Origin of the sequence: Pseudoalteromonas sp. DL-6 (genome assembly GCF_004328665.1) — a bacterium.
Classification (GTDB): domain Bacteria; phylum Pseudomonadota; class Gammaproteobacteria; order Enterobacterales; family Alteromonadaceae; genus Pseudoalteromonas.
Map to the genome: position 1 here is coordinate 2,519,872 of NZ_CP019770.1, position 23,980 is coordinate 2,543,851.

Sequence of the window (23,980 nt, forward strand, 5' to 3'; positions counted from 1 at the left end):
TAAGAGTTCAGCTCGCTCTATCATTCGTACCCAGCATTGGCTACGAGTGAAACTGCTTTCTGATGCACTCGATGTAAGCGCATGAGAAAGGAGCCGAAATCGGCTCCAAGTGAACGTTAAAAGTAAAATGAGCTCGGCGAGTCACCTGGCAAAACCAAGTTCTCTTGCTCAAGACTGATTTTGATTGGTGTTTCAACGGGCTGCTCTGGCTTATTGGTGCTGATACGCAACCGCTCTTGTGGCGCTTTTCGGTAAGCGGCTAAAACCTGTTCGTCCAGCTCGCCTAATTTATCGGTGGCCAATTGCTTATAGTCCACCGTGCCCGCCATCATGTAGCGGCTGAGTTTGACCCCAGCATAATCGGCATGAGCGTAGTTACCCATCATAGCGACCAATTTTGACTGAGCTTCTCGCATTTCCTCTTTCAAAGATTTAATGTGATTTTCCAGTCGGACCACTTCGGAATATGCTGAGCAATACCGCCGAGACAGCGATGTCCAACGGTATTGGGCTTCACCCTTGGGAACAAAACAATCTTGCTCAGGGCATTTTGACGGTTCTTTTTTGGTCTGTACTAACTCCCAAAACTGAAGCGCTGTTTCTTGCAACTCAGTTAAGAACGCCGCGTCTCGTTGTATTTCAAACTCAATCAGTTGATCCTCAAAATAGAAAACCAACCAACCTCGCGTGCTATTGGCGACCAGTATTTGATGCTGTACTTGCACCCAATACAACTGGTACGCCTCGCTTTGTTCTCGGTGAGCTTGCACATCCTCAAAAACTGACTGGCAAGGACATTTCAGTTCAACGGGTTCGCCCGCATCGTTGATGCCATCAAAGCTGGCTCGAAAGATTGCGTTATGATCGGCTTCTGCACATAACGGCAGAAGAAAGTCATTATGCACATTCTCAAATGCTCGCCTTGCTTGAGGCTCCAACCGAATACCGCGAAGCACATTAGGATTATTCGACAGGTCTTCCGGTAATACGAATCCAGTTTTTTCTGCCCATAATCGCCAAGGTGTTTTGTAGGGTGAACGCCCCATAATAATTGGGGCTTCAGATGCCGTAACCCCTGCAATGCGCCACTGGTGCCATGCAGGAGTACGTTGTAATAGGTCGATAACCTTCATATTGTCTCCTTTGAGGGGAGACTCCCCCGAAGGAGAGAACTCCCCTTCAGGGTTAAGTGGTTACTTTGCAGCTTGTGCTAACGCTGTTTGGTGCTGAACAACACTTGCTTGAACCGAATCAATTGCCGCTTTACCGGCTTGAATCGAACCTACGACAAGGGCAACAACCAATACCAAGCGAAAAAGTGAGGCTGATTTAGTCATGGAAGATCTCCAAAAAAAGACGAGACCTTCCCCCTGACGGGAGAATAATCCCGCCAGGGTTAGTAAAATGAATGCGTGGCGCTAAGAAGCTAAAGGCTGTGTGAGCGCTTTGGCTGCTTGTTGTTGTGCATTAAATATTTCTTGTTTCGCAAACGTCAGTTCAACACCCTGAAAATGTTCATTGGCATATTCCAATGCACTATTCCAAGCGTTTGAAGCTTCTGCCCGCTCGATAAGCTTGTAAACAAGCCCTCGGGTTCGATCATCAACTTGCTCGGGTGGAATCACTGATGGCTCAACAACGTGTGTTGCTTGGCCTTCGATAATTCGCTCCGCTTCGTCTTGATCGAAAATTCCCACAAAGCCAAACGCAATGCGGGAACACTGGATCATGGATTTATGTCTTAGCATTCGCTTAGTGTGCGTCTGCCATGGACCATCTACACTGTAAGGGCCATTTTTGCCGTTACCTTCAAAAGGCGGTCGATAGACTTCATCCAGATACTCAGTGATTTTGACTGGGTGCGAACGGTCGCGCCGATAGATGATGCATTCCATCCATTCAGGGCATTCTTTCGCGCCATCCAGTGAGACTTTGTTTTCTGAAGTCTTAAACTCCATGCCATCAAACTGGTCGTGTTGATTGATGATGCGAGACCATCCATCGACACCTACCACTGGAATAATTCCAGCTTGCTTATCAGGGAACGCAAAAATCTCTTTGGTGAAAGGGTTCAAGCCGTACTGATCTGCAACCACCAAGAGCGCCATCATCTGCTCATTGGTCGGTGCACTACCGTCACGTTGCTTGAATGCTGTTGCTTTTAGGGTATCGAACAACTTGTTTGGATCGACACTAAAGCGCTCAGCAAAGCGTTGGATTAGCTTTGGTTTTTCCATTGTGGACTCCGACAATCAAAGTGGGAGTCTGACCCTGACGGGAAAGTACTCCCGGCTGGGTTAAAGCGTTTTCGCTCGGTTAAAAATCTGGTTCAGGATAAGTTTGTGCCCAATTAGTTTGGGAGCCTGCATCATCCGCCGGTGATGGCTCAGATGCTTTGTTCACATTATCAAGAAGCAGAAACTCGTCCGCGTCCACTTCGGTCAATCGATGCTTAATGCCATCTTTCTCCCATGAGCGCGTGCGCTGAGGCCCTTGAACAAAAAGCTTTGCTCCTTTTTGGATTAAATCTTTTGCCCTTAGCCCTAACTTAAATCCACCACGATCTCGAAAAACAACCCGATGCCATTCCGTATGCTCTTTGAGCTCATTGGATTGACGGTCGCGCCATTTCTCAGAAGTGGCCAGCGAAATGCTGGTCACCAAATCACCTGATGGATAGGCTCGCGTCTCTGGCTCAGCGCCAACGTAGCCTATGAGTGTTACTTGGTTTTTCATGATGTTCTCCTCGTCTTAGTTGAACTCTGTGCACACAGTCGCTTCTACCCGGCTGGGCAAAGAAGACTGACGACGCAGATAGGTTGGTATTTCGAGTAAAGCCATGTCGTACTGATGTGGCTCTTTGTAAAACGCAGATGTCAAACGGGGCATACCAGGAGCTTTAGGCACTGCCATTGGACGACGTTTTGGTGTTGGTGTGAGCAATCGCTTGATTTGAGTAAGTACAAATCGAAACGGGCGCACGCATTGACTAGCAAGCAATCGCAAAAGCGACCAGCTCAGTTTTGCAAGCAACATAATGCCTGCGATTTGGATAATAAACCCGAAGATATATTCCATTGGTGACTCCTTAATTTGGTTTTGAAGGAGTCACCCCCAACTGGGGAAAACTCCCCCAGTTGGGTGGTGAAAAGGCGAACCGTAAGGAATGCATGGTTGAGCATGTAGAAACATGCAGGCTATTTGTTTAAGGAGGCTAGCTACCTCTTAGTGCCACTGAGAAAACTCAGCGGCGGGCTTCCTTTGAGCTCATGCTCTCAGGCGCAGATATCACTGAAACAGATCAGCAATATTTGATAGTCAGTGTAACCGTCTTATCCAGACAGGATAGTCAGAAAGATGCTCAATTCTTCCACCTAGCTGAAAGGCCATTACCTCACAGAGGATTAGGCTAGGGACTGATTATTGTCATATCAGGAGCAAACTTATGGCCCAAGCAAAACCCAATTACTCAAAACCCATCTTTGAACAATCATTCACAATTAATAGCTTACAGGCGCAACGTGTCGTTGACCGTGTTTTTAGACGGACGGTCAGTGCGCTCTACGGAATCGATGTCATCCTACGCATCATTGGCGATGAGAACGAAATTGATGAAGTGGAACAGATCATTAGCCAGCTGATCGAGGATTGCGCTAAGGCGGTAGACTACGAACAAGCTCGTTTGGACAAACTGATGGAGTCCAACGGCATCGATGAAGTACCTGACTACACCGACCCGATTACCTTCAACGCCAAAATCAGCTCGCCTCAGGTTGGCCAGTTTGTTGGCTTAGTGCGCAAACTCGATGCGTTGATGATCTCAATGGACACACTCTGGTTATCTAGCGTGCTTAGCAACAAGCAACGTGTTGATGGCAACTACGCATGGCAACAGCGCATTATCAAACTTGCACGACGCATTATTGATATCGAAATTCGAGCACGAAAATCAGCCCAAGCTAAGGGTAAAGAAGCAGAAGTTGAGCAAGCGGTGCCTTCAAACGATGACGATATCACTGAAGAGGAAACAGATACCCCCGCCAACTAGCCTCCCATCAACCAGCCCCTCTCGAAGGGGCTCTTCAAAATTGCTGTTGTAGACTTTGTAACACAGTTTTGGACATAACTGAGTTTCGGAAATTAGAATATTGGCATTCTATGAATTACTTAAAGTATGTCGGTGCTTAGCTCAGTGGCCAGAACTACTAGTGCAGAGCAAGCCCGTCTTGACTACGCTTGTTGGCTAGTAATCACCTGACCATGCCTTCTCTCCATCAAGACTCCAAGAATTAAGGATGGTTATTTTCTGTGTATCCAGAAGGTGGTAAGCGGTAATGGTTACTTGGTTATCATGCTCAATTACATTGAGAATTGATGAATACCCTTGTAACCCTAAAGCAAATAACCTTTTCAAGGTATTTTTCGGAGTCTTGATTGTAAAAGCAATACTCTCCCTATCGCTATTATGGAAAATTGGTAAGTTCTCTAAACTTTCATATATCTTTGCATTAATAACAATTGAAGGGATATAGTACGTGCCATCCATAATTGCATTTTTAGTTTTATTTATACTTGATTGAGTAATCGTGGCTTTCAAACTTAAGTATTTATTTGGATTTATTTTTTTTAGTTTCAACGAATTCAGCCTATGACTCAATTCCTCTGTGGATATTGGTAGTTGCATATCAGGTTTATCGATGTATTGAACTTTTAATGTCTTGCCCTTACGACTATTTTTTACAAAAATCCTTGTTCCCTCTCTTTTTAACATCCTCTTTAAAGCTTTTGAACGTATACCAATGATCTCATTACCATATCGATCAATGAGACAATCAAAAGCAAATATATTTGAGTTAGGTGATAGAAATAGGGTTTCTTCATCTCCCAGTTGATCTATAGCGTTGAGGTCAATTAAGGCGAAGTCCCGTAGAAGAGATTTGTGGTTACTTGTAAGATCAACCAATTTGTTGAATACATTAATTGTAGTAATGGTATCAGCAAGAGATCGGTGTGCTTCTGGCTGTTTGATATTAAGCCGTTCGCAAACTTTTTCCAGTCTAGGCCATCTTTCATAATCAAGAACAGATTGACTCCACTTCATTACACAAAATCTTTTTTTAGCTGTTATCCCAAAAGATTGGAACAGCATTTGGCAGTCAAAATCTACATTAAAGGATATTATCGTTTTTCCTTCTAACAACTCAATTAAGGCCGCTTTCGCTGATTCTATAGGCATTCCGTTAGCAATCTGCTCATCAGTTATACCATGAACGGCTCTAGCTTGCGCACTACAGTTAACTTTTGAGCTAATTATTGAGTCAAATACAACTCGTTTATCATGCGTGCATATTGATAACTCTATAACTTCATCACCACTCGCGAGACCCGTAGTTTCGGTATCCAACCAAAAACAGCTATTTGCCTTCATTGCTTCAAGTACTTCATTAATTGAAATTATTTCACCAAGAGCACTGACTGGGTTAGCTTGTTGCGGCATACTACTTCTGGAAAGAGGCTTTACCTCTTCAACTACTTCACTAATTGAAGTGCTTTCGCCAAAAGCACTGACTGAGTTAGCTCGTTGCTGCATGCTACTTCTGGTAAGAGGCTTTACCTCTTGAACCGCTTCACTTATTGAACTGGTTTCAACACTGGCACTGACTGGAGTAATTGGATGCGATTTAGTTTTTCTAGGCATAAATGGGGTACGGTTTTTATAACACGTCTTACATAGTTCAACATTTTTGTTTTCTATAACAGAGTGATACGTTTTTTGACGATGCATATTCAAAGGTAGGCCACACGAACCACATTTGCTAGCGTTAGGCATCTTAATTAATGCCCATAGACAAATAGGAAGTCCTATAATTGCCAAAATAATAATGATCTCTTCATTGCCATTCATACTCATCCTTAAACTATGTTGGGTAGACTACTTTACTCTTATTGAGCATTTTTTATTTTTGAAGTGGCTGAACCGTCTGTCAGCATCCTACATTAGAAAATGTTGGTCAATCAGCTCATACAGGTTTCGCGAAGAGTGTCTATTCTAAACGGTTTTGGGGCAAAACCGAGTTAGCTGAAGTATGTCCGAGCTGCAATCACAAAGTACAAAAATGGTTACTTTATAATGGAAAAACGCATTAAAGTAACCAATATGGGACATTAAACAAAAGCCGTTTGAGTTAAAGTCTAACTCTAACTACCTCTAGTACAACGCTCATTCATTCCCCGAAATTTCTTCCGTCGCTTCCTGACGCAGTTTCTGGGCATCCATTCCATTTAGCCGTTCAGTGGCTCTGTCTGCGGCACTCTGACGGTTTCCATCCACGTTTAGCGTACTTCCTGAGCCAGTGAGTCTTTCCAGATCCAGTGACTGTACTTCGGGTAGGTTGCCTGTTATCGATAAGATACCTATCCATTCATCCAGATTGACTTGGCTCCAATCCACCTGGTTTAACTGACTCGCGGTCAATCCTTCACAGTTGGGAGATTTCGCACTGCCCCAGCCAAGGCCCAATTGCGGACGTACTTGTTCCTGAATGATCCGTGAAAGCGGCGAAGTAAAGCAGCAATATGATTGCCGTTTCTCAACACAGGCACCTAAGAACTTAGACTTGCAGTAAGAGCCTACATAGTGGCAACTCTTCAATACCCGCTTGGCGTTCATCTCAAACTCACTCTGCTCACATTTCCAGATAAGCTGAATGAGGATCATGGTGACTGAGTAAATCATGTAGGCCGTCATAACCGTACTCAGAACCGCGCCCGCAGCGCCACCCAGCGCAAAGTTACCACCCGAAACGACACCATCGGCTCCAACTGCGCCACCAACGTTACTAAACAGTGCCGATTGCGCCCCCGAACCAAAGGTCGTACCTACCCATTCAGCCGTTTTGTTGGTCAACACCTGCATAAAGCCAGTCGCAGCTTGCTCGGCTCCCGCGCCAGCAGCCGTTGATGGCCCAGCCCCCATGAGAGAGTCCCATGCAGACACAAAAGGCTCTTTGACCGCACTCCAAGTGCTCGTGATTGGCTCCCTGAGCGTATTCCAGGAACCATAGATTGCCGACGACGGATTCATGGCCATGACTGCCGTATCAAGCTTGTTGACCGCCACTATCATCGTGATGTAGTCCGATAACGACACGCCACTTGGCTTTTCACAGCAATCTACTATGCCTCCAACGGCTTTTTTGCACTGGCCAGCATTACCTTTAAAGACCGTACACTCAACGTTATCTTGACCATCAGCTCCCGTGCATGACATATCATTGGTCATAAACTGCGCCGCATTAAGCATCGCTGCGGCTTCTGCAAAGTTAGCCTGCTTGATTGACTCTGGCTCTAAACAATCTGTGCCCATGCAGCGAACTGGCCCCTCACAGTTGTATTGAGTTTCCATTCGAGCGTTTTGCACTTCAACGCTTTGTCCACAGTCATACACCAGACTTTGGATATAGCAGAAGCCTTCATGACCAGCCCCGCCTTCAGTGCATTCGGTTCTGACATACTGGCAGGCCGGGTTTTGCTCCAGCGCGGAACACGTATTGGTGGTCGTGTTTTGTCCGTTATTAACGATGGTTTGTGTATTACCATTGGCATCTACCCAGCTATCTGAGCTGCCCATGTTGAACTCTGGATGAGCAGTCGAAGCATTGTAGGTCGCTCTTGCCCTCCAGCATGAGAGTCCCAGTCCATCAGAGCTCCCACGACTGGTTAAATGAACAGGAGACGAAACAACAGCCGGATAAAGACTTCCAAGATTCGTCAACTCGCCACTACCAACCGTTAACCCTTCGATTCGTTTTGTCCCTGTATCCAAACACTGCCACTGCACGGCAGTAAACTGATCCGTTTGCATCAAGCATTGGTCTATCCCTGGATCACTTGATTGATGAACAACGTCTTGCTCTAAGTACTTGCCGGAGAAGGTCAAGGAAGCACTCAGTTTCGCAGGAGCCAAGCACTTCTGAACTTCTCGGCTGCAAGTATCGAAATCGACTTTGTTCCAGCCGGATTCACATCTGGAACGAGTGACTTCCTGAGGTTCATGCCACGAAATAATCGACCCATTAACTACCCTACACAACGAGCCAACCAAGGTTCCTTTTGGACAGGTCATTTCAGGGTATTTAATGGACGCTTTCGTCTCAGTGACCGTTTCCTTATTGCCCGTCAGTGAGAGTGTCGTTTTCCAACCATTTGCCTTGGATGGCGACTCGGTGATTTTTATCTCAGTATTTTGATTATCAAAAATTCTCAGTATCGCGTTCCCAGTTTGCATAGTACTGCTGTGCTGTGGAACAAAGCTGAGCGTTTCAGAGCTAAAGCAACCACGCTCAATAGACCAGCTTTGTTGATGGGTTTCAGCGGATACACGTCGCTCTAACTGACACTGAGTAAGCGTGCTGATCTTCTCGCACACCTGGTAATCCGGTACATGCTTGGTTTCAGTAAATGGCGTAATCGTCTGAGTAGGCTCACAGGCCTCAAAACTACTTGGCATAAGGTTGGATACCACACACTTTGGATCGCTGGTTTGCAATCCACAGTCATAGGTATCGGTAAAACGAATGCATTCACCTTTATCATTGGTCTCGGCACATTCTGACGACATGAATCCACAGGAAGGATTCGCTTCAAGCACTTGGCAGGCCTGATTTTCAATCCCCTTATAGCTTTCATCATCCACACTGACTTGTACACGCCGACACAAAGGCGATATGCCAGCCACAGGGCTAGGGGCAAAGTAGGATTCACAAACTGAAACACCATTGACCACCGTACATCCGTTGGTTGAAGAAGGCTGATCCGTGCATTGAATGCTGTAGTCTGAAAACTTCGTCGGGATATCCGCTGCTTGTTCGATACAGGATTGTGGCGACCAACTATCATTCATCACTACCTTGGTTGGATCAAAGCGCACCTTGATGCGTGCATACCCCTCACCACTACCCGTAACCGATACGCGAATTTTTACCGGCACTTCTAAACCGGGTTCTACCGCTTTTAGCCTGGCAGTGAGATCGGTATTTGGATTGCGCTCCCAACTGGTACTGAGCTCGCAGCGACCTGCCGTTTCTGGTGGAAAGTTATTGTTCGGCCCAGACCAGACTTTCTGATCGCCAAGCCACACTTGCATGTAGTCATCCCATTTGGCGTATTCAAGAACGGCTGAGGTAATCGCATCGGGGTTCACGACTTTGAGTGTGATGGCCTGTTCAAACACTTTACAACGGCCACTCCAGTAGTTGTCGCCAATTCGTCCAATCCAAACTTCAAGACATCCCTCACCACAAGAGCGAAGGTTCATTGGTCCTGAAACATGCTCAATAATGCCTGCCGTGTAATCGTGAGTAATCGTGCAGCTGTTAACCGCTGTATTGAGCCTGTCGCATTGCTGGTAATTTGGGCTACCTTCACCTTGAGACTCACAGCCTGGGAAGCTTTGTGTTAATAGATTTGGGTCAGTTTGAACCGCATCGGTTAATGCCCAAAGCGGATCATTGACCATATCTGGCCGCGACCTGTCTTTGATTTGCTGTAGCGAACGAAACGCTTCACCCGTAGCGCCACTTTCGGATGCCATGCTCTCTTGGCGCTGCGTCCCCAATTGATTCATGCTGGTATCAGAGCCATAAACGCCCGTTAAGACATCCAATGAGCCCTGATCCATACCAGGGAAAAGCTCTTGCAAGTTAATGGACTCATTACCACTGCCATTCGGCACCGACAATGTATTGCCATTGAGTGCGGGCATCGTCCAGTTTTGCAGCAATTGCTTACCTTCCTGTTGTCCGCTTAGACCGGATTGGCGCTGCACATCAGCGGCCACACCATGTAAGGGCAAGCACGCCATAGTGATAGATAAAATACCCGCTAACACTCGGGTAAAAAATGTTGGTTTCATAGTTAACCTCCCGAGTTACAGCAGTCTTGCCAGCGCCACAAAATGTAGAGTGCATCTTCACCGGCACCTGGGATTGTTCGCCACTCTCCCCATTTCATGGTGCTTTCACCGATGACATGCGCACTTTCAGTTTCCGGCACAGGGAAGAACATACTCATCTTGTATTGGGATTTCGGCAGCATGGGTTCGATAACAGGTCGGCATAGCGCACTGTTCCCCATTGTTCTCCTAGCAAGACCACGCCTGTGTTGAGCCGCGATTGCACGCGCCGCTAAATGGCTGGTGTTTTCTGCTAATGAGCCGAAGGCTAAGGTGTGGCCAGATAACGGGTAGAGATGGCCCCAACTGCCAGCACACCAAAACAACTGGTCGATGGGTTTACCAAGCGTTGATGAAGCAGCGTCAGCGGTACAAGCAGATATAGCCAATGGATTGGCAACGGCAGCCGCTTCAGGCTGAGTAAAAAAGGCCAGTTCATCGTTCAGCCATGTTGGGTCCAATTCCGACAAATACATCAAGTCAAAGTCCATGTAACCATCGGCATTGCAATTGCCATCCATGAACAAATCGAGCATGACCAAAAGCGGAAAGGCATAATAATGGTAATGGTAGAAAGCGAGATCACCGGTATCGTATTCACCCTCGCCATGACCACCTTGCAATCGCCTATCACCTAACGGTAAACGAATCCCTCCCAGGGAGGGCGAGCAACCCGGCGTTCTGACCAGTTCAATCAAACGCGCTGGCTCCCACATGCTGGTAACAATACCTGGCCTTGGCACACCTAAGTTGTCTTCACATAAGCAAAATGACTTGTTTGATGCGCCGCTTGGGACATTGCCAGGGCCAAGAGGAAGACCGGCAACCCGGATAGGAAAAATGCATGACCAGCAAACATCCGTCAGCAACTTGCCGGACAATACCCCCGCGTCTGGGCAGGTCAGTTCGGCTTTTGCAGGAATAGATGCGCTTAGGGCAAACATGACAACGAGAGTCCGCATCAGACGATAAGTATTATTGAGCTTTTTCATGAACAAGCTCCTTTGCTGGAATTTCTTCTATTTCAAACGCGAGTCCCTTTGCTTGAACAAACGATGGGGTGACTTGTAAATCAAAGCGCTGCTTTAGCGAGGCATTGAGAAGGTAAACCGGGCTATCCAATGTCTTTTCGAGCGCATTGAGGCTATTCCAACCTTGAGTACGGTCGAGCTGCGTGGTGATAAGCGTAATGCGGCGCAGTGTCCTATCTTGGCCCTCAAGCCAATGTGCAACTGCGTCCACTTCTTCAGCGTTCGACGCATTAAACACCACAAGCTGCTGAGTAAATGGCAAGGCTTTTAGCGGGTTAATACGCGTTCCTGCTGGGATCAATGTTCGACCATTGGCATCCAATAGTGGCCGCTGCATGACGATGGTTGGATCAACCGTTCTTATCCGATACTGCGTGGCTTTGGGTAAATCTGTAAATGTTTGGCGAGACCAGAAACGCTCAATGGCTTTTTTCTTTAACGCGCCCAGGTCAATCGACTGTAAACGCTGCATCGCCACTTGCATCAAATCCGGTTCTAAAATGGAATGAATCGGACCGCGTTGATCCAATGAACCGGTATTGCCAGTTTCAATTTGGCGCTGCAACCAGTCCTTGCTGTAAACCCCTAGTACACTTGCAGTCACCTTGTCATCTTCTATGCGGAAAATGGCAGGCACGCTAGTCACCCGCCAGTGCACAAAGCCTTTCGGATCGATTCGAACCTGAGGAACAGGATCAAGCCCCGTCATCAGCGTATGCCAATCACGGATAGCCGCCCCCAAGGTCTTTCCTTCAGGAATTCCCCGAAACAACACAATAGCGCCGGTAGCACTGGCCTCTTTAAATAGCTGCTTCAGCGACGAATCCCCCAGTGAGGACGACGCAAATATCAACCATTCATCGTTGTGTTTGAGCGACGCAGGTTGTTCAATCGGTGAAAAAGGCTCGATAAATTCAGATGAACCATCCACAGCAATTTGTAAAATGCTGCGGCTCATTTCGACGATCTTTTTGTCTTCGTCAGACAACAGAAAAGGCTCTTGTGCCCAGGACACTTGAACCCAAGACAATGGAGCAACCAACAAAAATAAGAGACATAGTCTTTGCATCATCTACCTCCTACCAAAGCGGCCAAGCGCGACCGACAATCTGCTCGCGCTTAACGGCATTCCAATAGCGGGAGTCGAAACTCGTTGCAGCCTCACCGGAAAACCAATATTCGTTTTCTTGCAGCGTCAATGAGCGGCTAAATTGTGATTCCGCCACACCAAGACGCTGGGCTAATGCCATGCCGGTAGAGACTTCAGCACCGTTCACCAGCACATGCTCAGGCGTCACATTGACTTCATTCCCAGGCATCCCTGTTAGGCGTTTAAGCATCCGAGTACCGTCGTTATATAACGGAGCGAGTCCTTTTGAGTGGAAGGCATACAAACCATCCTTAACGGGCTCTTTATTCCATAGGTCAATCAGATACACTGTGGTATCAGGCAGGCAGCGCTCTTGCTGGGTATCAATACCTATTCGGTAGCGCATCATGGCATAAGTGCCTACCAAGGCCATGATTAACGCAAGAATGGTCAGCCGGATGAGATATGGCCGCCAAGGCATTCTTTTACGGAGTAACTGCATGAGACACCTCCTTTGAGCCTACTGGCACAAATACGGAATCATCAGCACCCACCACCGCTTGGGCATCCAGCACGATAAAACCGGCTGCTTTTAGCTTTTCAATTTGCTGATTGGTCTGAAGCAACCTGGATTCGATGTCTTGTTCGCTGGCATTGGGGCCCAGTGACAACACCGCCTCCCCAAAATCGACGACTGCAATGGGCGTACTTAACGCCAACTGGCTGTGGATGGGTTCGAGTATTTTCATTAAGAGCCAGCTGGTCATTAAACCGCTACCAGCAATAGACAAAGTAATAGAGGCCATAAATGGCCAAAGCGTGGTCTTATTCATAGCCTCGCTCCTTCAACAACTGAGAGATGGCATCAGCAACAGAAAGGCCTTTGCGCGTTAACTGTTTAATCGCGTTTACATCTTCTGCACGGGACGAGTACAACAGCTTGTGAAACGGATCGACGATGAGGCGGCCAATCCCGGTGCCCATTTCGGTAATAAAGAAAATTTCGGAATAGACACCCGTGACGGTATGAACGGTTTTCAGGTATTCGTAGCCACCTTCACCTAGTGGCAAGCGACCTTCTTTTTTGAGCGCGTTGATGGTTTCAGCTTTTTGGCCAAGCAGGTACATATTGGCCGAGTTTTCAGCGATGGCTTTACCTGTAGGACTGTCATACAAATCGTTGACCGACTGCGTTACCGTTACAGCACTGCCGCCATATTTTCGAAATCGACGGTAACCCGTTTCGATAAACTTACCGACATCACCTTGAGTCAGCAGATCCCAGGCTTCGTCAATGAACACAATCTTGCGACGATCCCGCTCACCTAAGTACATCTCCTGTTGGATTTGGTAGATAAGCTGAAGCAACACTACTTGTTGTAGATGCTTACGCCCCTTAAGCTCTTCTAACTCCAGAACGGTGAAACGGTTTTTGAAGCGAATATTGTTATGACCATTAAAGAAGCGGCCATATTCGCCCTGTGTCGTAAACGGATAGAGCTGCTCACCCACGTCCTGCACACGTCGGTCTTCATGATTTTTTAAAGCCTCTGCCACATCATCAACCAACATGGCACGACCTTTTTTCTCCCACAGTTCACGGGTCTGACGCTTTAGGTTGGCCATCTGAAAATCGGTTAATGACTGCGTAGGTGCGGCCATTGCGGCCAATAACCCAACCAGCACATCCGCTTCTTCGTCATAGTCCTCAACGATTTCAAACGGATTTAAGCAAATACCACTGTCCCGCCCGAACTGTAAGAACTCACCGTCATAGACTTCACACAGTTTTTCATAAGAGCGACCAACATCAATCACCCAGCATTGCCCGCCTTCTGATAGGTAGGAGGAGATGATTTCGTTCACCAGGAATGACTTACCCGATCCCGATTGCGCCGCGATGCAACAGTTGTAATTACTGCCCGAGTCATAAAGGGACACACTCATGATCTGGCCATTACGGGAAACAAAGTTAATCACTGGCGTGCCCGTGCCTTTCCAATCTGCAAACAAAGGCAACAGAGGGATCACATGCCGTGTCGCCATGGTCTTGAATCGAAACAAGTCGTTCATCGCTTGGCGGTCAGCACCAAATGGCAAGGCATTCAGGAAAATGGGCAAACAGAAGTACTTGTCTTCCATCAGCTCAAATCCAAGTTCTTTGAAATAGGTTCGAGCATTTGAAACAGAGCTGATCGACGCTTCTTCCGTTGGTGAAAACAGCGTCAAAGTCATATTTGCCCGAATAGGACGATCACCTTCTTGCAAGGCTTCAAAAAGAACATCAAATCCCTTTTTCTTGGCTGCAAGCACCGGCACAAACTTGAGCATCGGGCCATAGGCCTGATTGACCGCCCATTGACGCTTCGTCTCTAGACGAGATCGCATGGCCTCGGCTGAGGGAAAGTGAATGGTGACATTCAGCAAAAAGCTTCCGCGTAAACCGCGACTGCCCGTCATCATATCGCCCGCAAAACTTGCGGCATGACCAAACCAGATCCGCTCAGGCAAGCGCTTAAAGGATAAGGTTTTAACTCGGTAATCACCCAACATCAGACCTTGGCTATCCACTTTGATAGCTCGGTCATAATCCAACACTTGCTCTCGAAGTGGTTTATCAGCCTCACTGCGGATTGGTGATGGATTGCGCCAGGAAGCATCTTTTCCCCAGTTAAGCTGCGCACTTAATGCTGCGAGCCAATTTCGGTCAGTCATCTCCGTGACGCGAAAACCAACCGTTGCCAGCGCTTGCGAGAAAGAAGCCCGCAGCGCGGATGCTCGACTCAATTCACGTTCAGTCGGCATAGGACTTTCCAAAGGCAATTTGCAGGTGACGATCAGTTGAAAGTTGCGCACCTGAGTCTGGGTCGATTCTTCTATCGGTTGAACCGTGCCCTCATCGAGGAAATCCGCACGTTTGCGTATCGACGCCCTAAGCAATGGATCGGATTGACGATGCCGTAAGCCCATCATGCGCTGAAGGTCGGTTTGAATATCAGGGGATGCGTACAGGCCAACTTGCAGCAAAGTGTCTTTTGGCCAGTCGTTGTTAAGTAGAACATTAACCCTGTCTGCAACAGACTCATCACCACCAGGCAATGGGTCACATAGAAAACCAAAGCCAACACTCTGGTCTTCCATGAAAAACAGTTGCTCATCGTCTGAATAGGCCAATACTGGCAACAGCTCTGAAGCGCGTTGCCCTGAATACAGAGAGGCTTTCATTAACGCCCCTCCAACCAAGCAGAAAGATCATAAGGACGGCCTCGGCTGATGCGACCATCATTGGCAACGATGAAAGGCACACCTTGAATGCCCAGGATTTGAGCCGTCACCAAGGTACGCTGCATTGGTTCTAAGTTGCAGGCATCATCCTGTTCTAGGTTACCAATCCGGCCATTGAGCAATGCATCGGTGGCCGCTTTCTTGTCACGCGCACAGCCAAGCTGGCGAACCTGACGCTCTGAATCAGGACCAAGCACTGGCACAGGGAGAATTTGGAAGGTGTATTCTTTGGTTAACGGTAGGGCTTGTTTCAAAAGCTCATGGCAATGCGGGCACCGGGGGTCAACAAAGACCACCACTTTCTTTTTGCCTTCGCCTAAAGTCAGTGGGTTCAAATCATCCATTTTTAAGCCAAGACGACTTAAGTCCAGCGTGTTACCAGCTTCACTAATTTCTTCGAGGCTAGTAAGCGGCTTTTTCAACCAGGCATCATAGAGCGTGCCACCAATGACGAACCGGCCACTGTCTGACATGAAAACAATACGGCCATTGCTTTCGACCGCTTTCATACCAGTGACAGGTAAAGAAACCATGCCGTCAATTTTGCCAACGGGCGACACTTCAGACACAGGTTCAGCTTGAACCAATGGAGACAGCGCAAGCGCCAGAATAATTGGAGATAGTTTTCGCATGAGGAGTCCTCGTTAATGTAAATCGAGGCTCCAGTCTATGCAGTTGTCCTATGTGGACTCGGTTAGATAGATTGAAGAATTGGATGCCTTGCTAGGGTGCCACTTGTTGTTACGCACTATTAGTTCAGGTATAGCTTTCATTCTGGCAGCCTTACAGGCTTCCCCCCAATTCATCTAGTTTATCTGAACCCGCTTTTTCACACTCTGGGTGTTAAAATTCATCACTGTGTAAACTAACCAAGTCCTTTTAATCCCCCCAGAGGTCAAGTTGACAAATTTGACACTTTTTAGCGTCATTATTGTTCACTTGCGCTCTATAAAAATTAAGTCTACACTTATGACATGTTTAAGTGCCATCCTTGATAACTAGAGGCGTATTGTGAAAAAGGCTGAGGCAATTAAAAAGCTATTAGAATATGACAAGCGTGGTCGCTGTGTTTTTACTAATTCAGATCTGGCGAAAATCTTTCATCAAGATAATGAACGAGCATTGCGTGCGGGAATTAAACGTTTGCAAGACGATGGCTTACTCACCCGAATCATTAATGGTGTGTACTTATACAATTTAGCGCAGTCGAAAGGCAGCGATACGTTGGAGCAAATTGCTAAAACCATTCGGCGTGGAGAATATAACTACATTAGCCTAGAGTCTGCACTTTCTGATTTTGGAGTTATTTCGCAAATTCCAGTAGATCGCTTAACTGTTATGACAACGGGACGTTCCGGTGAATTCAAAACACCTTTGGGTACAATTGAATTTACGCATACGAAACGAGATCCAATGGATATTTTAGAAAATACCAGTTTAGTCGGCAGACCGCTTAGGTTAGCAACGAAACAAACTGCATACAGAGACTTAAAACGAGTTGGCCGAAATACACATTTAGTAAGCAAGGATGGGCTATATGAAAATTGATCAAGAAAATTTCGCGCAATTGGTAAATAAAGCAATGCAGGTTGAAAATCTATCTCATATGCGCTCAGTGATAGAAAAAGAGCTCTTACACTACGATATTTTATTTGCGCTAGAGAAAGGTGGACTTCTAGACAAACTAACTTTTCAAGGTGGCACTTCATTGCGCCTTTGTTATGGCGGCAATCGTTTCAGCGAAGATCTGGATTTTGCTGGCGGGAAGGATTTCAGCTCAGCGATGCTGGCAGACATGAAACATTGTATAGAAAAGTACATTGGTGAACGATACGGGCTTGAAGTGACAGTAAAAGAACCAAAGGATCTAAAGCAAGATCCTAAATATTCTGAATTGAGCATTGATAAGTGGCAAATAGCTGTAGTGACTTCTCCTGAGAGAAAAGATCTGCCAAAACAAAAAATCAAAGTAGAAGTGGCAAACATTCCAGCCTATACAAGAGAGCCCCAACCTCTTCAAATAAACTATGATTTTTTGCCTGATGGATACAGTGATACGCTAATTTTGACAGAAAGCTTGGATGAAGTCATGGCGGATAAAATCATTTCCTTGCCTGCCACTACAAGGTATGTCCGCCACCGAGATATATGGGATTTAGCTTGGTTACAGCAACAAGGCGCGACACTCAATATGGACTTAGTTAAAAACAAGGTGTCAGATTATAAACTTGAGCACTTCAACAAAATGTTGGATAACTTTCTTGACCGACTTCCTGGTATTGTATCTAGTGAAGCGTTCATTGCAGAAATGAAACGTTTCTTACCAACAGATGTATTTGATAGAACCCTAGCTCAGGACAAGTTTCAAGTTTACCTGCAAAATATGTTGGCGAAACTATTTAAAACTGTGAGTAACGAATTACTAGGCAACGTTACTAATAATGAATTTAGAATGTAAAAAATTGGATCTAAAAAGCAGTGACTTTGTAGACCCAAACCTTTTAAAGGCATATTTTGAGTTTATCAGGTGCCCAGTAAAACGGCGCTGATTGCTGGAACAGTTGTGCCAATAACTTCCTGAGTGCTGGCAACAACAGGTAAAGTTGCAGACATAACACTTTCAACGACTGTTGGCGTATTGTAGAGACCCATACCGCCACCAATGCCCAAGGCAAAAGCCATCAAGCTTTGGCGAGCGATACCGCCCACAATACCCACCAGAACCATGGCTCCCGCTACGATCCGTCCCAAAGTACCTTGGGTCCAATCTTTTAGGGTATCCCACACATCAGTGAAAGCATCACCACCGGTGCCCGCAAATGAGGGCTCCGAAATCATTAACGCCATTAAACCAAGCGCACCAATAGTCATTAGGCGCTGAGTTTGAATGGTGCGAACTGCATTTGTCATTCGTTAGTTTCTCCGTAGATACTCAAGTTATCGCGCTTACCATCAGCTCCCGCTGAGGCTGAATCGCTTTGAGTCTGAAGTGGACGTAGCACTGGCGAAACCGTTCGAGGTGCTGACACCCCAATATCCCACCGGCGCGGTTCAATTTCGGTAAACACGTAGCTGGATAAATTCAGATCTCCACGGTCATCCTCCCAAGGCGCAATCCAAATTCGCATCACCCTTGAAGGAATGCGAATAGGTGCAGATTGCTGCGTCTCAGGTAATGCTGGATGGCTCAGCAGTCCTGTCTCTAAATCAGATTGTGAATACCCAGAGGGAGAACCAATTCGAGTCGCCACAGCATCAATCGTCTTGGGTGCAGCCCCATTACTTGTAAGCTCATAGACTTCACGAGCGGATAAACAGCGCACACCGTCAGGCATACCTGGGCATCCATATTCACTACTCCCAAGACCCAATGAACTACAGCCAGACAATAAGGTTGAGCCGACTGCCAATAAAAGTAATCCAGCTTTAGACCACTGTTTTGACTGGTGCTTTGGGTTGTTCTGCATTGATGTCATCATGGTTAACTCTCCTCTGGATACACATCTTATTGTCTGAAACGGACTTCGATCGGTTAGCAACATGCAGGATTTTTTCATCTTCTTGCACCTCCCCCTTGCGAAGTAGCCAACGACAACGAGGCACCACGAGTGACTATGACTTCAATTTTCCTTGCAGCGTCTACCTCTATGACTGGGAACATATTTTCTGCCATGTCCAAATAGAACTTGGCCACTCGATCCAATGCTTTACCAGTGCCTTTAATCGCAGCGCCTTGTAATGCTTCTTGGCTCATGACTTGCTGGTACAACTGAGTATCACCGGCATTACCCGTCTGAATCGTTGGTACGGGATTCACATCAAATGCGCCTGCCAAGCCCTGAAGGAATCCGGCCATCATCGATTTGGCCACCAGCTGGCCTTGTTTCGACACTAATCGGCCACGAATACCGGCTTTGCCGTCTTCTCCCACGGCATAAGAATCCAGTCGCGTTTCAATGACGCCACCATCTTCTCTCACACATGAAATGGTCTCGCCTCGCAAATAAGCACGCTCAGAGCTCAAATCACCGTAACCCGCGGCGATCAAGAAACACTCTTTGATATCCGCTCTAAATCGGTTGGGTAAAATGGCTTCCTTTTGAATCCTCAGCAATGCAGGAAAAGGCTCGCGCCTTGCGGACTCGTAAGTAGGTGCATCCAAACCAGTGATCAAAGTACCTGAGATGATGCTGCCCGCCGGTAGGTACAAAGGCGGCGCTTCTTGCACAACAACCTCTGGTTCAGCAACCACTTCAGGCTCAATCATACGAATCGTGATTGGCGGCAATGGAACATCTCGTGCTCGTGTACCTTGGCCATTGGCTGGCTGCTGATAGAGCGGATCAGGCAGCGGCGCATTGGCAAAATAGTCGTCTGGGTTAGACGGCAGTGGCTTTTCTTCTTTAGGTAATTCCATGGCAGATAAAGGCACTTCAAAACGGCTATTTGTGCCTTCAACTGCTGCATCACCTCCTGCGCGAACATCATCAAGTTCCGCTCTAAGGCGGGCCAGCTCCGCATTGACCTCACTTGGTATAGAAGGCGAACCTGGGCTTAGCCGTCCTGAATCGACGTCACGACGCAAGCGCTCAACTTCACGACGTAACTGCTCGTTGCGCTCACTGAGAAGTTTTACGTTCGCAGCCAAACTATCGACCCCAACATCACGAGTATTGGTATCCGTAAGAATGTGCCGGATCGTTTCCTGCCGGTTCCGACTGCTTGAGCCATCGTCAGGATTAGGTGAAAACACCATCACCATAAGGATGAGACCACCAGCAATACCAGCAACCGATAGGCTCCGCTTCATGTTCGGGCTCATTTGTTCCCATTGTGCTTTCATCGTTATTCACCTCCCACAAGAAGCGAAGGTCGCTGACTTTCCACCGCTTCTTCACGATGATTGCGAACAACCACATACAACTCAGTCTTTTCACCCGGCAACAAAATATTGCGAGGCCAGTAGGCGCTTGCCACTATATCTGGTGAATGACAGGCTATTTCACTGGCTTCTATCGGCTCATCAGCAAAGCTTTCAACCAGTCCTACATAGACGGTGAAGTAATGTCCCGTCACAATTTGCCCCTGCTTAAAACCAAACTTTAAGCCCGGCTGAAAACATTTCGGGCTTGTGTCAGTTTGGCCAGCTAAACGGATGTCATAGCCTTGTGGTAACTCATTTAGTGCAAGGCGTCTGAGTAAATCACGTAAGCTATCGACGTATGGCTGAGTCGTTTCCCAAGTGGCGGCTTTTCGGTTCACGACGCCCTTGATAGGCCACTGCTGACCATCAATAGCTAAGGTGATTTCACGCGGTGGAATACGACGAGGCACTAAGGTGACAGATAATGCGGGCGCTTCCTGACCAGGCGGAGTGATGTAAAGTGAAACCGGTGATTCTTTGTCCGTGGCTACATATACAACATTCCCCTTGATTTGCGTCTGAGCATCACTGGTTGTTCTCACCTGAGGCGATTCAAACGGCGTCACAATTCGATTCAGATGACCAAGTGCTACAGGGATCAGTTCATTAACCCCCGGTGTCATCAGTAGCGTTGTTGGCGTATCCGCTGCAACCGAATTGCTTTGAATCGGTGGATTTGCAGTAGCAGACTGCTTCATCACACTGGCTGGCACAATTGGCAATTCCACGTCTGCATACGACGCTTGAGATAAAAGGACGCCACTCAAGCTCATTGCGATTAAGCTTGATGTTATCCATCGACTAATTTTGGTTCGCATCATTCACCCTCCGGTTTTGCTCTTGGGTCAACTTTTCACGAACGCGCTTCGTTCTAGCTTGCCCCTCATACGTATCCATCCAACTGAGCTTTGGACGGTATTGCTCAATATCGATGTCAAACTCATAGGTGCGAGTTTGGCGCTGTTCATCTCCAGATGGCCCAGAAACCAAGGAATAACCGGTTACAAAGACATGCCCGGTTTCATACTCATACTCCACTTGTCTGGGTTGGAATTTGAGCGTGACTCGGTCTTCTCGGATTTGCCTTGCCTGAATTTCCAGTGCATCGACCACTTGCTGGTACACCGCTGGAGAAAGCAGTGGTTCTATAGCAACCCGGATAAAGGACACATTACCCGGCGTCACGTTGCCCATAAGCTCAGCCAGGTAGAGTCCCCAGGATTCAAGGTAAGGTTGAGTGGCTTGGTTTCGCGATACTTCAGCCGTTTCAGACAAGGTTAGTGGTTGAATGGCTACCACGGTATTGCGAGAAAATGCCGCTACCGCAAGCAGCAAATTAGATAGCACCAGCACTGCAATCAGGAACCGTTGCCATCGGTTCTCTAATTGCGTGCCTTGCCATGATTTTAAAAACACGTCGAACTTCACGGCAGATAGCTCCTGATAAATGGATTGGGGATCGTCTTGGCTTTGGTTGGCAACAGTCCAGCCCAGTAGATGGCGTGAAGAATAAAACCATCTGGGCGACCATCACGAAAACGCCGATAGAGCTTGGTTGTCACCAACCCCAACAGGCATAAACCCAAGGAATTACCGGTAAAAATGCCGATCACTAGCCCCAACAGAATGGGAGCCATCTCATCGGCACTCCAAAGCAGGAAGTGCGGCGGGTCATCGATATAGGACGGAATACTCACAGGTTCCATAGTCACTCCTCGTTGTTTGAATTGAGAAGTGAAGAATGCCTTGGGATTGGTAGGTTCAGTGGTCAGCTAGATGCCGAATTCTTGAAGGTTTTGAGGTGGCTACTCAGACAAGACGGTTAAGTTCTAGACAAACCGAGCAACCAGAGTTATCATTTATGATAACCTAAGTTAAGGATACCCATGAGCTGGAAGATCGACTTTTACGATGGCGTTGAGGATCAGATCCTCGATATGCCACCCAAAATACAAGCTCGCATGATTAAGCTTTTAGAGCTGATGGAAAAGCATGGTGCAAACTTGGGGCCTCCTCATACTGAGTCTATGGGCGATGGGTTATTTGAAATCCGCGCCAAAGCACAAGAAGGTATTGGTAGAGGCTTATTTTGCTACTTAAAAGGGAAGCACATTTATGTGTTACACGCTTTTGTAAAAAAATCTCAAAAGACGCCCAAAAATGAGCTCAATCTTGCCAGAGATAGACAAAAAGAGGTTCAAAAATCATGAGTCTGCAAAAACTGAAACAACGTGCTTTAGCCAATGCTGAAGTTAAGAATGAGTACGATAAGCTTGAGAGTGAGTTCAGCTTTATTGACCAATTGCTTACCATGAGAACAAAGGCAGGACTTACTCAAGAACAAGTTGCTGAAAGAATGCATACCCAAAAGAGTAACGTCAGTCGTTTAGAAAAAGGTAATGCCAATCCAAGTTGGTCAACTCTTCTAAAATATGCTCACGCATGTGGCTTTGAATTAACACTCAAGCCACAAAAAATGAGTTAACGTAATTCATGAGGCCTAACTGGCCTCATATCTTCTTCTGCAAGTGACTTAACGCCAACCCCGCCATCAACGCCAAGCCGATGATCATCGACGGTAGTACCACCGGTGGAATAGCCAGCGGGGCGAACAATCCCATAAATAGCAAGATGACGCCTGAGCCCAGGATAATCATGCTGTAACGGTGAATGATAGGGCTCGAAAAATCAAAGGTTGTCTTCTTAATCTTCCAGGTCATCAAGCCGTCCCACAGCGCCGGTAACATGAGAATAAGCGCAAAGGGCAACCAGACCATCAGCAAAGCAAATCGAGTGAACACTTGGTACAACACATCAAAAAATGCCTGAATACGGTCTTCTACCCAGACGAACCAAAAGCCACCCATGTTCTCCATCCCTTTAGAACGCAGTCGCTGCTCTTCAGTGGGGATTAGAAAATCACGCACAGATTGCTCCATCTGCGTATCCACAATCCATGACTGATACCAGCGATGGCTAGTTTGACCAATCCAATAGCTTGTTTGTGCGCCCAATTGGTTTTGGATCATCTGCTTCTCTTTATTAATAACCCGGCCAGTCCAATCACCGGGCACTAATACGCCAATGGCAATAATCTCCAGCATCAGCGCCAGACACAGCAGCCAAACTGACTTATGCTTGCTCATGCCAAACATCCTCTTCTACTCGGGCCAGCATGGCTGCAACGGTTGGCGTCATAATCCGGGCTTTAATCACTTGTTGAAGCCGCTTTGTCGTCGTATGGCCACTGACATAACGCACTTCGATGCGTCCTTCAGCCAAATACGCCATCCTGTTTGGACGATTACGAATCCAGGAGTAGAAATACACACCATCTACGGCGGCCCACTCGAAATGGTCAGGATCACGCAGGCGAATCCCCGTTAAAGCACTGGCGGCAGTCCAGGTCAGTGCCTCAATTAAATGCCACAGGCGTACACTGTCATCATCACAACTGACTTCTTCATAACTGCTCAAACCATTACACAGACACAAATCAAAGATGGAATGGCCATCTAACGTGAACGCATCTGTTAAATAGTCCGCCAAGCAATACACAGAGGCCAAAGCATGAGGCCAGTCGGTTTCAAGCAGTCTTAAGGTTTCCTTGAACTGGGGGTTATGTTGCTGCCATTGAGCGAGCATTTCTTTACTGGTAAGTGTTGTCATTTTCAGACAGACAGAATGATGCATACAGA

The 23,980-nt window shown here is 47.0% G+C and carries 26 protein-coding genes; 5 read left to right on the plus strand and 21 right to left on the minus strand.

The genetic code is table 11. The features are described from left to right. Positions 1-116 precede the first annotated feature (116 nt). The 5 genes from B1F84_RS11785 to B1F84_RS11800 all read right to left on the minus strand — a co-directional run bounded on the left by B1F84_RS11785 (position 117) and on the right by B1F84_RS11800 (position 3,078). Complete coding sequence (locus B1F84_RS11785; RefSeq protein ID WP_131691528.1) at positions 117-1,133, minus strand: lambda-exonuclease family protein; 1,017 nt, start codon at positions 1,131-1,133, stop codon at positions 117-119. Between the two features lie 60 nt (positions 1,134-1,193). Beyond that, positions 1,194-1,337 carry a hypothetical protein gene (locus B1F84_RS17945; protein ID WP_000167275.1) on the minus strand — a complete coding sequence of 48 codons (144 nt, stop codon included), beginning with the start codon at positions 1,335-1,337 and terminating at the stop codon, positions 1,194-1,196. A gap of 81 nt (positions 1,338-1,418) precedes the next feature. Next, positions 1,419-2,237 carry a phage recombination protein Bet gene (gene bet, locus B1F84_RS11790; RefSeq protein ID WP_131691529.1) on the minus strand — a complete coding sequence of 273 codons (819 nt, stop codon included), beginning with the start codon at positions 2,235-2,237 and terminating at the stop codon, positions 1,419-1,421. Positions 2,238-2,316: 79 nt separating this feature from the next. Further along, the gene (gene ssb, locus B1F84_RS11795) at positions 2,317-2,736 is read right to left on the minus strand and encodes a single-stranded DNA-binding protein (RefSeq protein ID WP_119908950.1); all 420 of its coding nucleotides are present in this window, start codon (positions 2,734-2,736) and stop codon (positions 2,317-2,319) included. A gap of 15 nt (positions 2,737-2,751) precedes the next feature. After that, positions 2,752-3,078, minus strand: a complete 327-nt coding sequence (locus B1F84_RS11800; protein WP_131691530.1) for a plasmid-related protein — start codon at positions 3,076-3,078, stop codon at positions 2,752-2,754. 367 nt (positions 3,079-3,445) lie between these two features. On the opposite strand from B1F84_RS11800, the gene B1F84_RS11805 reads away from it, so the two are divergent. After that, entirely contained in the window at positions 3,446-4,048 is a 603-nt protein-coding gene (locus tag B1F84_RS11805; RefSeq protein WP_131691531.1) for a hypothetical protein, read from the plus strand. A 195-nt stretch (positions 4,049-4,243) separates the two neighbouring features. Here B1F84_RS11805 and B1F84_RS11810 read toward each other — a convergent pair whose 3' ends face one another. The 8 genes from B1F84_RS11810 to B1F84_RS11845 all read right to left on the minus strand — a co-directional run bounded on the left by B1F84_RS11810 (position 4,244) and on the right by B1F84_RS11845 (position 15,990). Continuing rightward, a complete protein-coding gene (locus tag B1F84_RS11810; RefSeq protein WP_165489684.1) occupies positions 4,244-5,905 on the minus strand; it encodes a 3'-5' exonuclease in 1,662 nt (553 codons plus the stop codon). 315 nt (positions 5,906-6,220) lie between these two features. Continuing rightward, positions 6,221-9,913 carry a conjugal transfer protein TraN gene (gene traN, locus B1F84_RS11815; protein WP_131691533.1) on the minus strand — a complete coding sequence of 1,231 codons (3,693 nt, stop codon included), beginning with the start codon at positions 9,911-9,913 and terminating at the stop codon, positions 6,221-6,223. A gap of 2 nt (positions 9,914-9,915) precedes the next feature. Then, the gene (locus tag B1F84_RS11820) at positions 9,916-10,944 is read right to left on the minus strand and encodes a TraU family protein (protein WP_131691534.1); all 1,029 of its coding nucleotides are present in this window, start codon (positions 10,942-10,944) and stop codon (positions 9,916-9,918) included. Next, a complete protein-coding gene (locus tag B1F84_RS11825) occupies positions 10,928-12,052 on the minus strand; it encodes a TrbC family F-type conjugative pilus assembly protein (protein ID WP_131691927.1) in 1,125 nt (374 codons plus the stop codon). The genes B1F84_RS11820 and B1F84_RS11825 overlap by 17 nt, the downstream gene beginning before the upstream one ends. A 10-nt stretch (positions 12,053-12,062) precedes the next feature. Further along, entirely contained in the window at positions 12,063-12,575 is a 513-nt protein-coding gene (locus B1F84_RS11830) for a S26 family signal peptidase (protein ID WP_205988822.1), read from the minus strand. Next, a complete protein-coding gene (locus tag B1F84_RS11835) occupies positions 12,559-12,906 on the minus strand; it encodes a plasmid-related protein (protein ID WP_131691535.1) in 348 nt (115 codons plus the stop codon). The genes B1F84_RS11830 and B1F84_RS11835 overlap by 17 nt, the downstream gene beginning before the upstream one ends. Further along, a complete protein-coding gene (traC, locus tag B1F84_RS11840) occupies positions 12,899-15,298 on the minus strand; it encodes a type IV secretion system protein TraC (RefSeq protein ID WP_131691536.1) in 2,400 nt (799 codons plus the stop codon). The genes B1F84_RS11835 and traC overlap by 8 nt, the downstream gene beginning before the upstream one ends. After that, positions 15,298-15,990 carry a DsbC family protein gene (locus B1F84_RS11845; protein WP_131691537.1) on the minus strand — a complete coding sequence of 231 codons (693 nt, stop codon included), beginning with the start codon at positions 15,988-15,990 and terminating at the stop codon, positions 15,298-15,300. The genes traC and B1F84_RS11845 overlap by 1 nt, the downstream gene beginning before the upstream one ends. Before the next feature lie 379 nt (positions 15,991-16,369). On the opposite strand from B1F84_RS11845, the gene B1F84_RS11850 reads away from it, so the two are divergent. Together B1F84_RS11850 and B1F84_RS11855 are read left to right on the plus strand one after the other, a co-directional pair. Continuing rightward, a complete protein-coding gene (locus B1F84_RS11850) occupies positions 16,370-16,906 on the plus strand; it encodes a DUF6088 family protein (protein WP_007105006.1) in 537 nt (178 codons plus the stop codon). Continuing rightward, positions 16,896-17,816: a nucleotidyl transferase AbiEii/AbiGii toxin family protein gene (locus B1F84_RS11855; protein WP_131691538.1), complete on the plus strand. Its 921-nt coding sequence runs from the start codon at positions 16,896-16,898 to the stop codon at positions 17,814-17,816. The genes B1F84_RS11850 and B1F84_RS11855 overlap by 11 nt, the downstream gene beginning before the upstream one ends. 65 nt (positions 17,817-17,881) lie before the next feature. Here B1F84_RS11855 and traA read toward each other — a convergent pair whose 3' ends face one another. The 6 genes from traA to traL all read right to left on the minus strand — a co-directional run bounded on the left by traA (position 17,882) and on the right by traL (position 21,988). After that, complete coding sequence (traA, locus tag B1F84_RS11860) at positions 17,882-18,268, minus strand: TraA family conjugative transfer protein (RefSeq protein ID WP_000180225.1); 387 nt, start codon at positions 18,266-18,268, stop codon at positions 17,882-17,884. After that, a complete protein-coding gene (gene traV / locus B1F84_RS11865; RefSeq protein ID WP_157733254.1) occupies positions 18,265-18,837 on the minus strand; it encodes a type IV conjugative transfer system lipoprotein TraV in 573 nt (190 codons plus the stop codon). The genes traA and traV overlap by 4 nt, the downstream gene beginning before the upstream one ends. A gap of 74 nt (positions 18,838-18,911) precedes the next feature. Next, positions 18,912-20,201, minus strand: coding sequence for a TraB/VirB10 family protein (locus B1F84_RS11870; RefSeq protein ID WP_131691539.1), 1,290 nt, complete (start codon positions 20,199-20,201; stop codon positions 18,912-18,914). A gap of 2 nt (positions 20,202-20,203) precedes the next feature. Continuing rightward, a complete protein-coding gene (locus tag B1F84_RS11875; protein WP_131691928.1) occupies positions 20,204-21,100 on the minus strand; it encodes a type-F conjugative transfer system secretin TraK in 897 nt (298 codons plus the stop codon). Further along, entirely contained in the window at positions 21,084-21,710 is a 627-nt protein-coding gene (locus B1F84_RS11880; RefSeq protein WP_108479654.1) for a TraE/TraK family type IV conjugative transfer system protein, read from the minus strand. Before B1F84_RS11880 ends, B1F84_RS11875 begins: the two co-directional genes overlap by 17 nt. Beyond that, positions 21,707-21,988, minus strand: coding sequence for a type IV conjugative transfer system protein TraL (traL, locus tag B1F84_RS11885; protein ID WP_131691540.1), 282 nt, complete (start codon positions 21,986-21,988; stop codon positions 21,707-21,709). The genes B1F84_RS11880 and traL overlap by 4 nt, the downstream gene beginning before the upstream one ends. Positions 21,989-22,168: 180 nt before the next feature. Here traL and B1F84_RS11890 point away from each other — a divergent pair, with 180 nt between their 5' ends. Further along, positions 22,169-22,492 carry a type II toxin-antitoxin system RelE/ParE family toxin gene (locus tag B1F84_RS11890; RefSeq protein WP_001896384.1) on the plus strand — a complete coding sequence of 108 codons (324 nt, stop codon included), beginning with the start codon at positions 22,169-22,171 and terminating at the stop codon, positions 22,490-22,492. After that, a complete protein-coding gene (locus tag B1F84_RS11895) occupies positions 22,489-22,767 on the plus strand; it encodes a helix-turn-helix transcriptional regulator (RefSeq protein WP_000058216.1) in 279 nt (92 codons plus the stop codon). Before B1F84_RS11890 ends, B1F84_RS11895 begins: the two co-directional genes overlap by 4 nt. A 25-nt stretch (positions 22,768-22,792) precedes the next feature. Here the strand turns inward: B1F84_RS11895 and B1F84_RS11900 are convergent, their stop codons facing one another. Both B1F84_RS11900 and B1F84_RS11905 read right to left on the minus strand, forming a co-directional pair. Next, on the minus strand, positions 22,793-23,428 hold the full coding sequence (locus tag B1F84_RS11900; RefSeq protein WP_131691541.1) for a DUF4400 domain-containing protein: 636 nt from the start codon (positions 23,426-23,428) through the stop codon (positions 22,793-22,795). Beyond that, a complete protein-coding gene (locus B1F84_RS11905; RefSeq protein ID WP_131691542.1) occupies positions 23,415-23,975 on the minus strand; it encodes a conjugative transfer protein in 561 nt (186 codons plus the stop codon). The genes B1F84_RS11900 and B1F84_RS11905 overlap by 14 nt, the downstream gene beginning before the upstream one ends. Positions 23,976-23,980 lie beyond the last annotated feature (5 nt).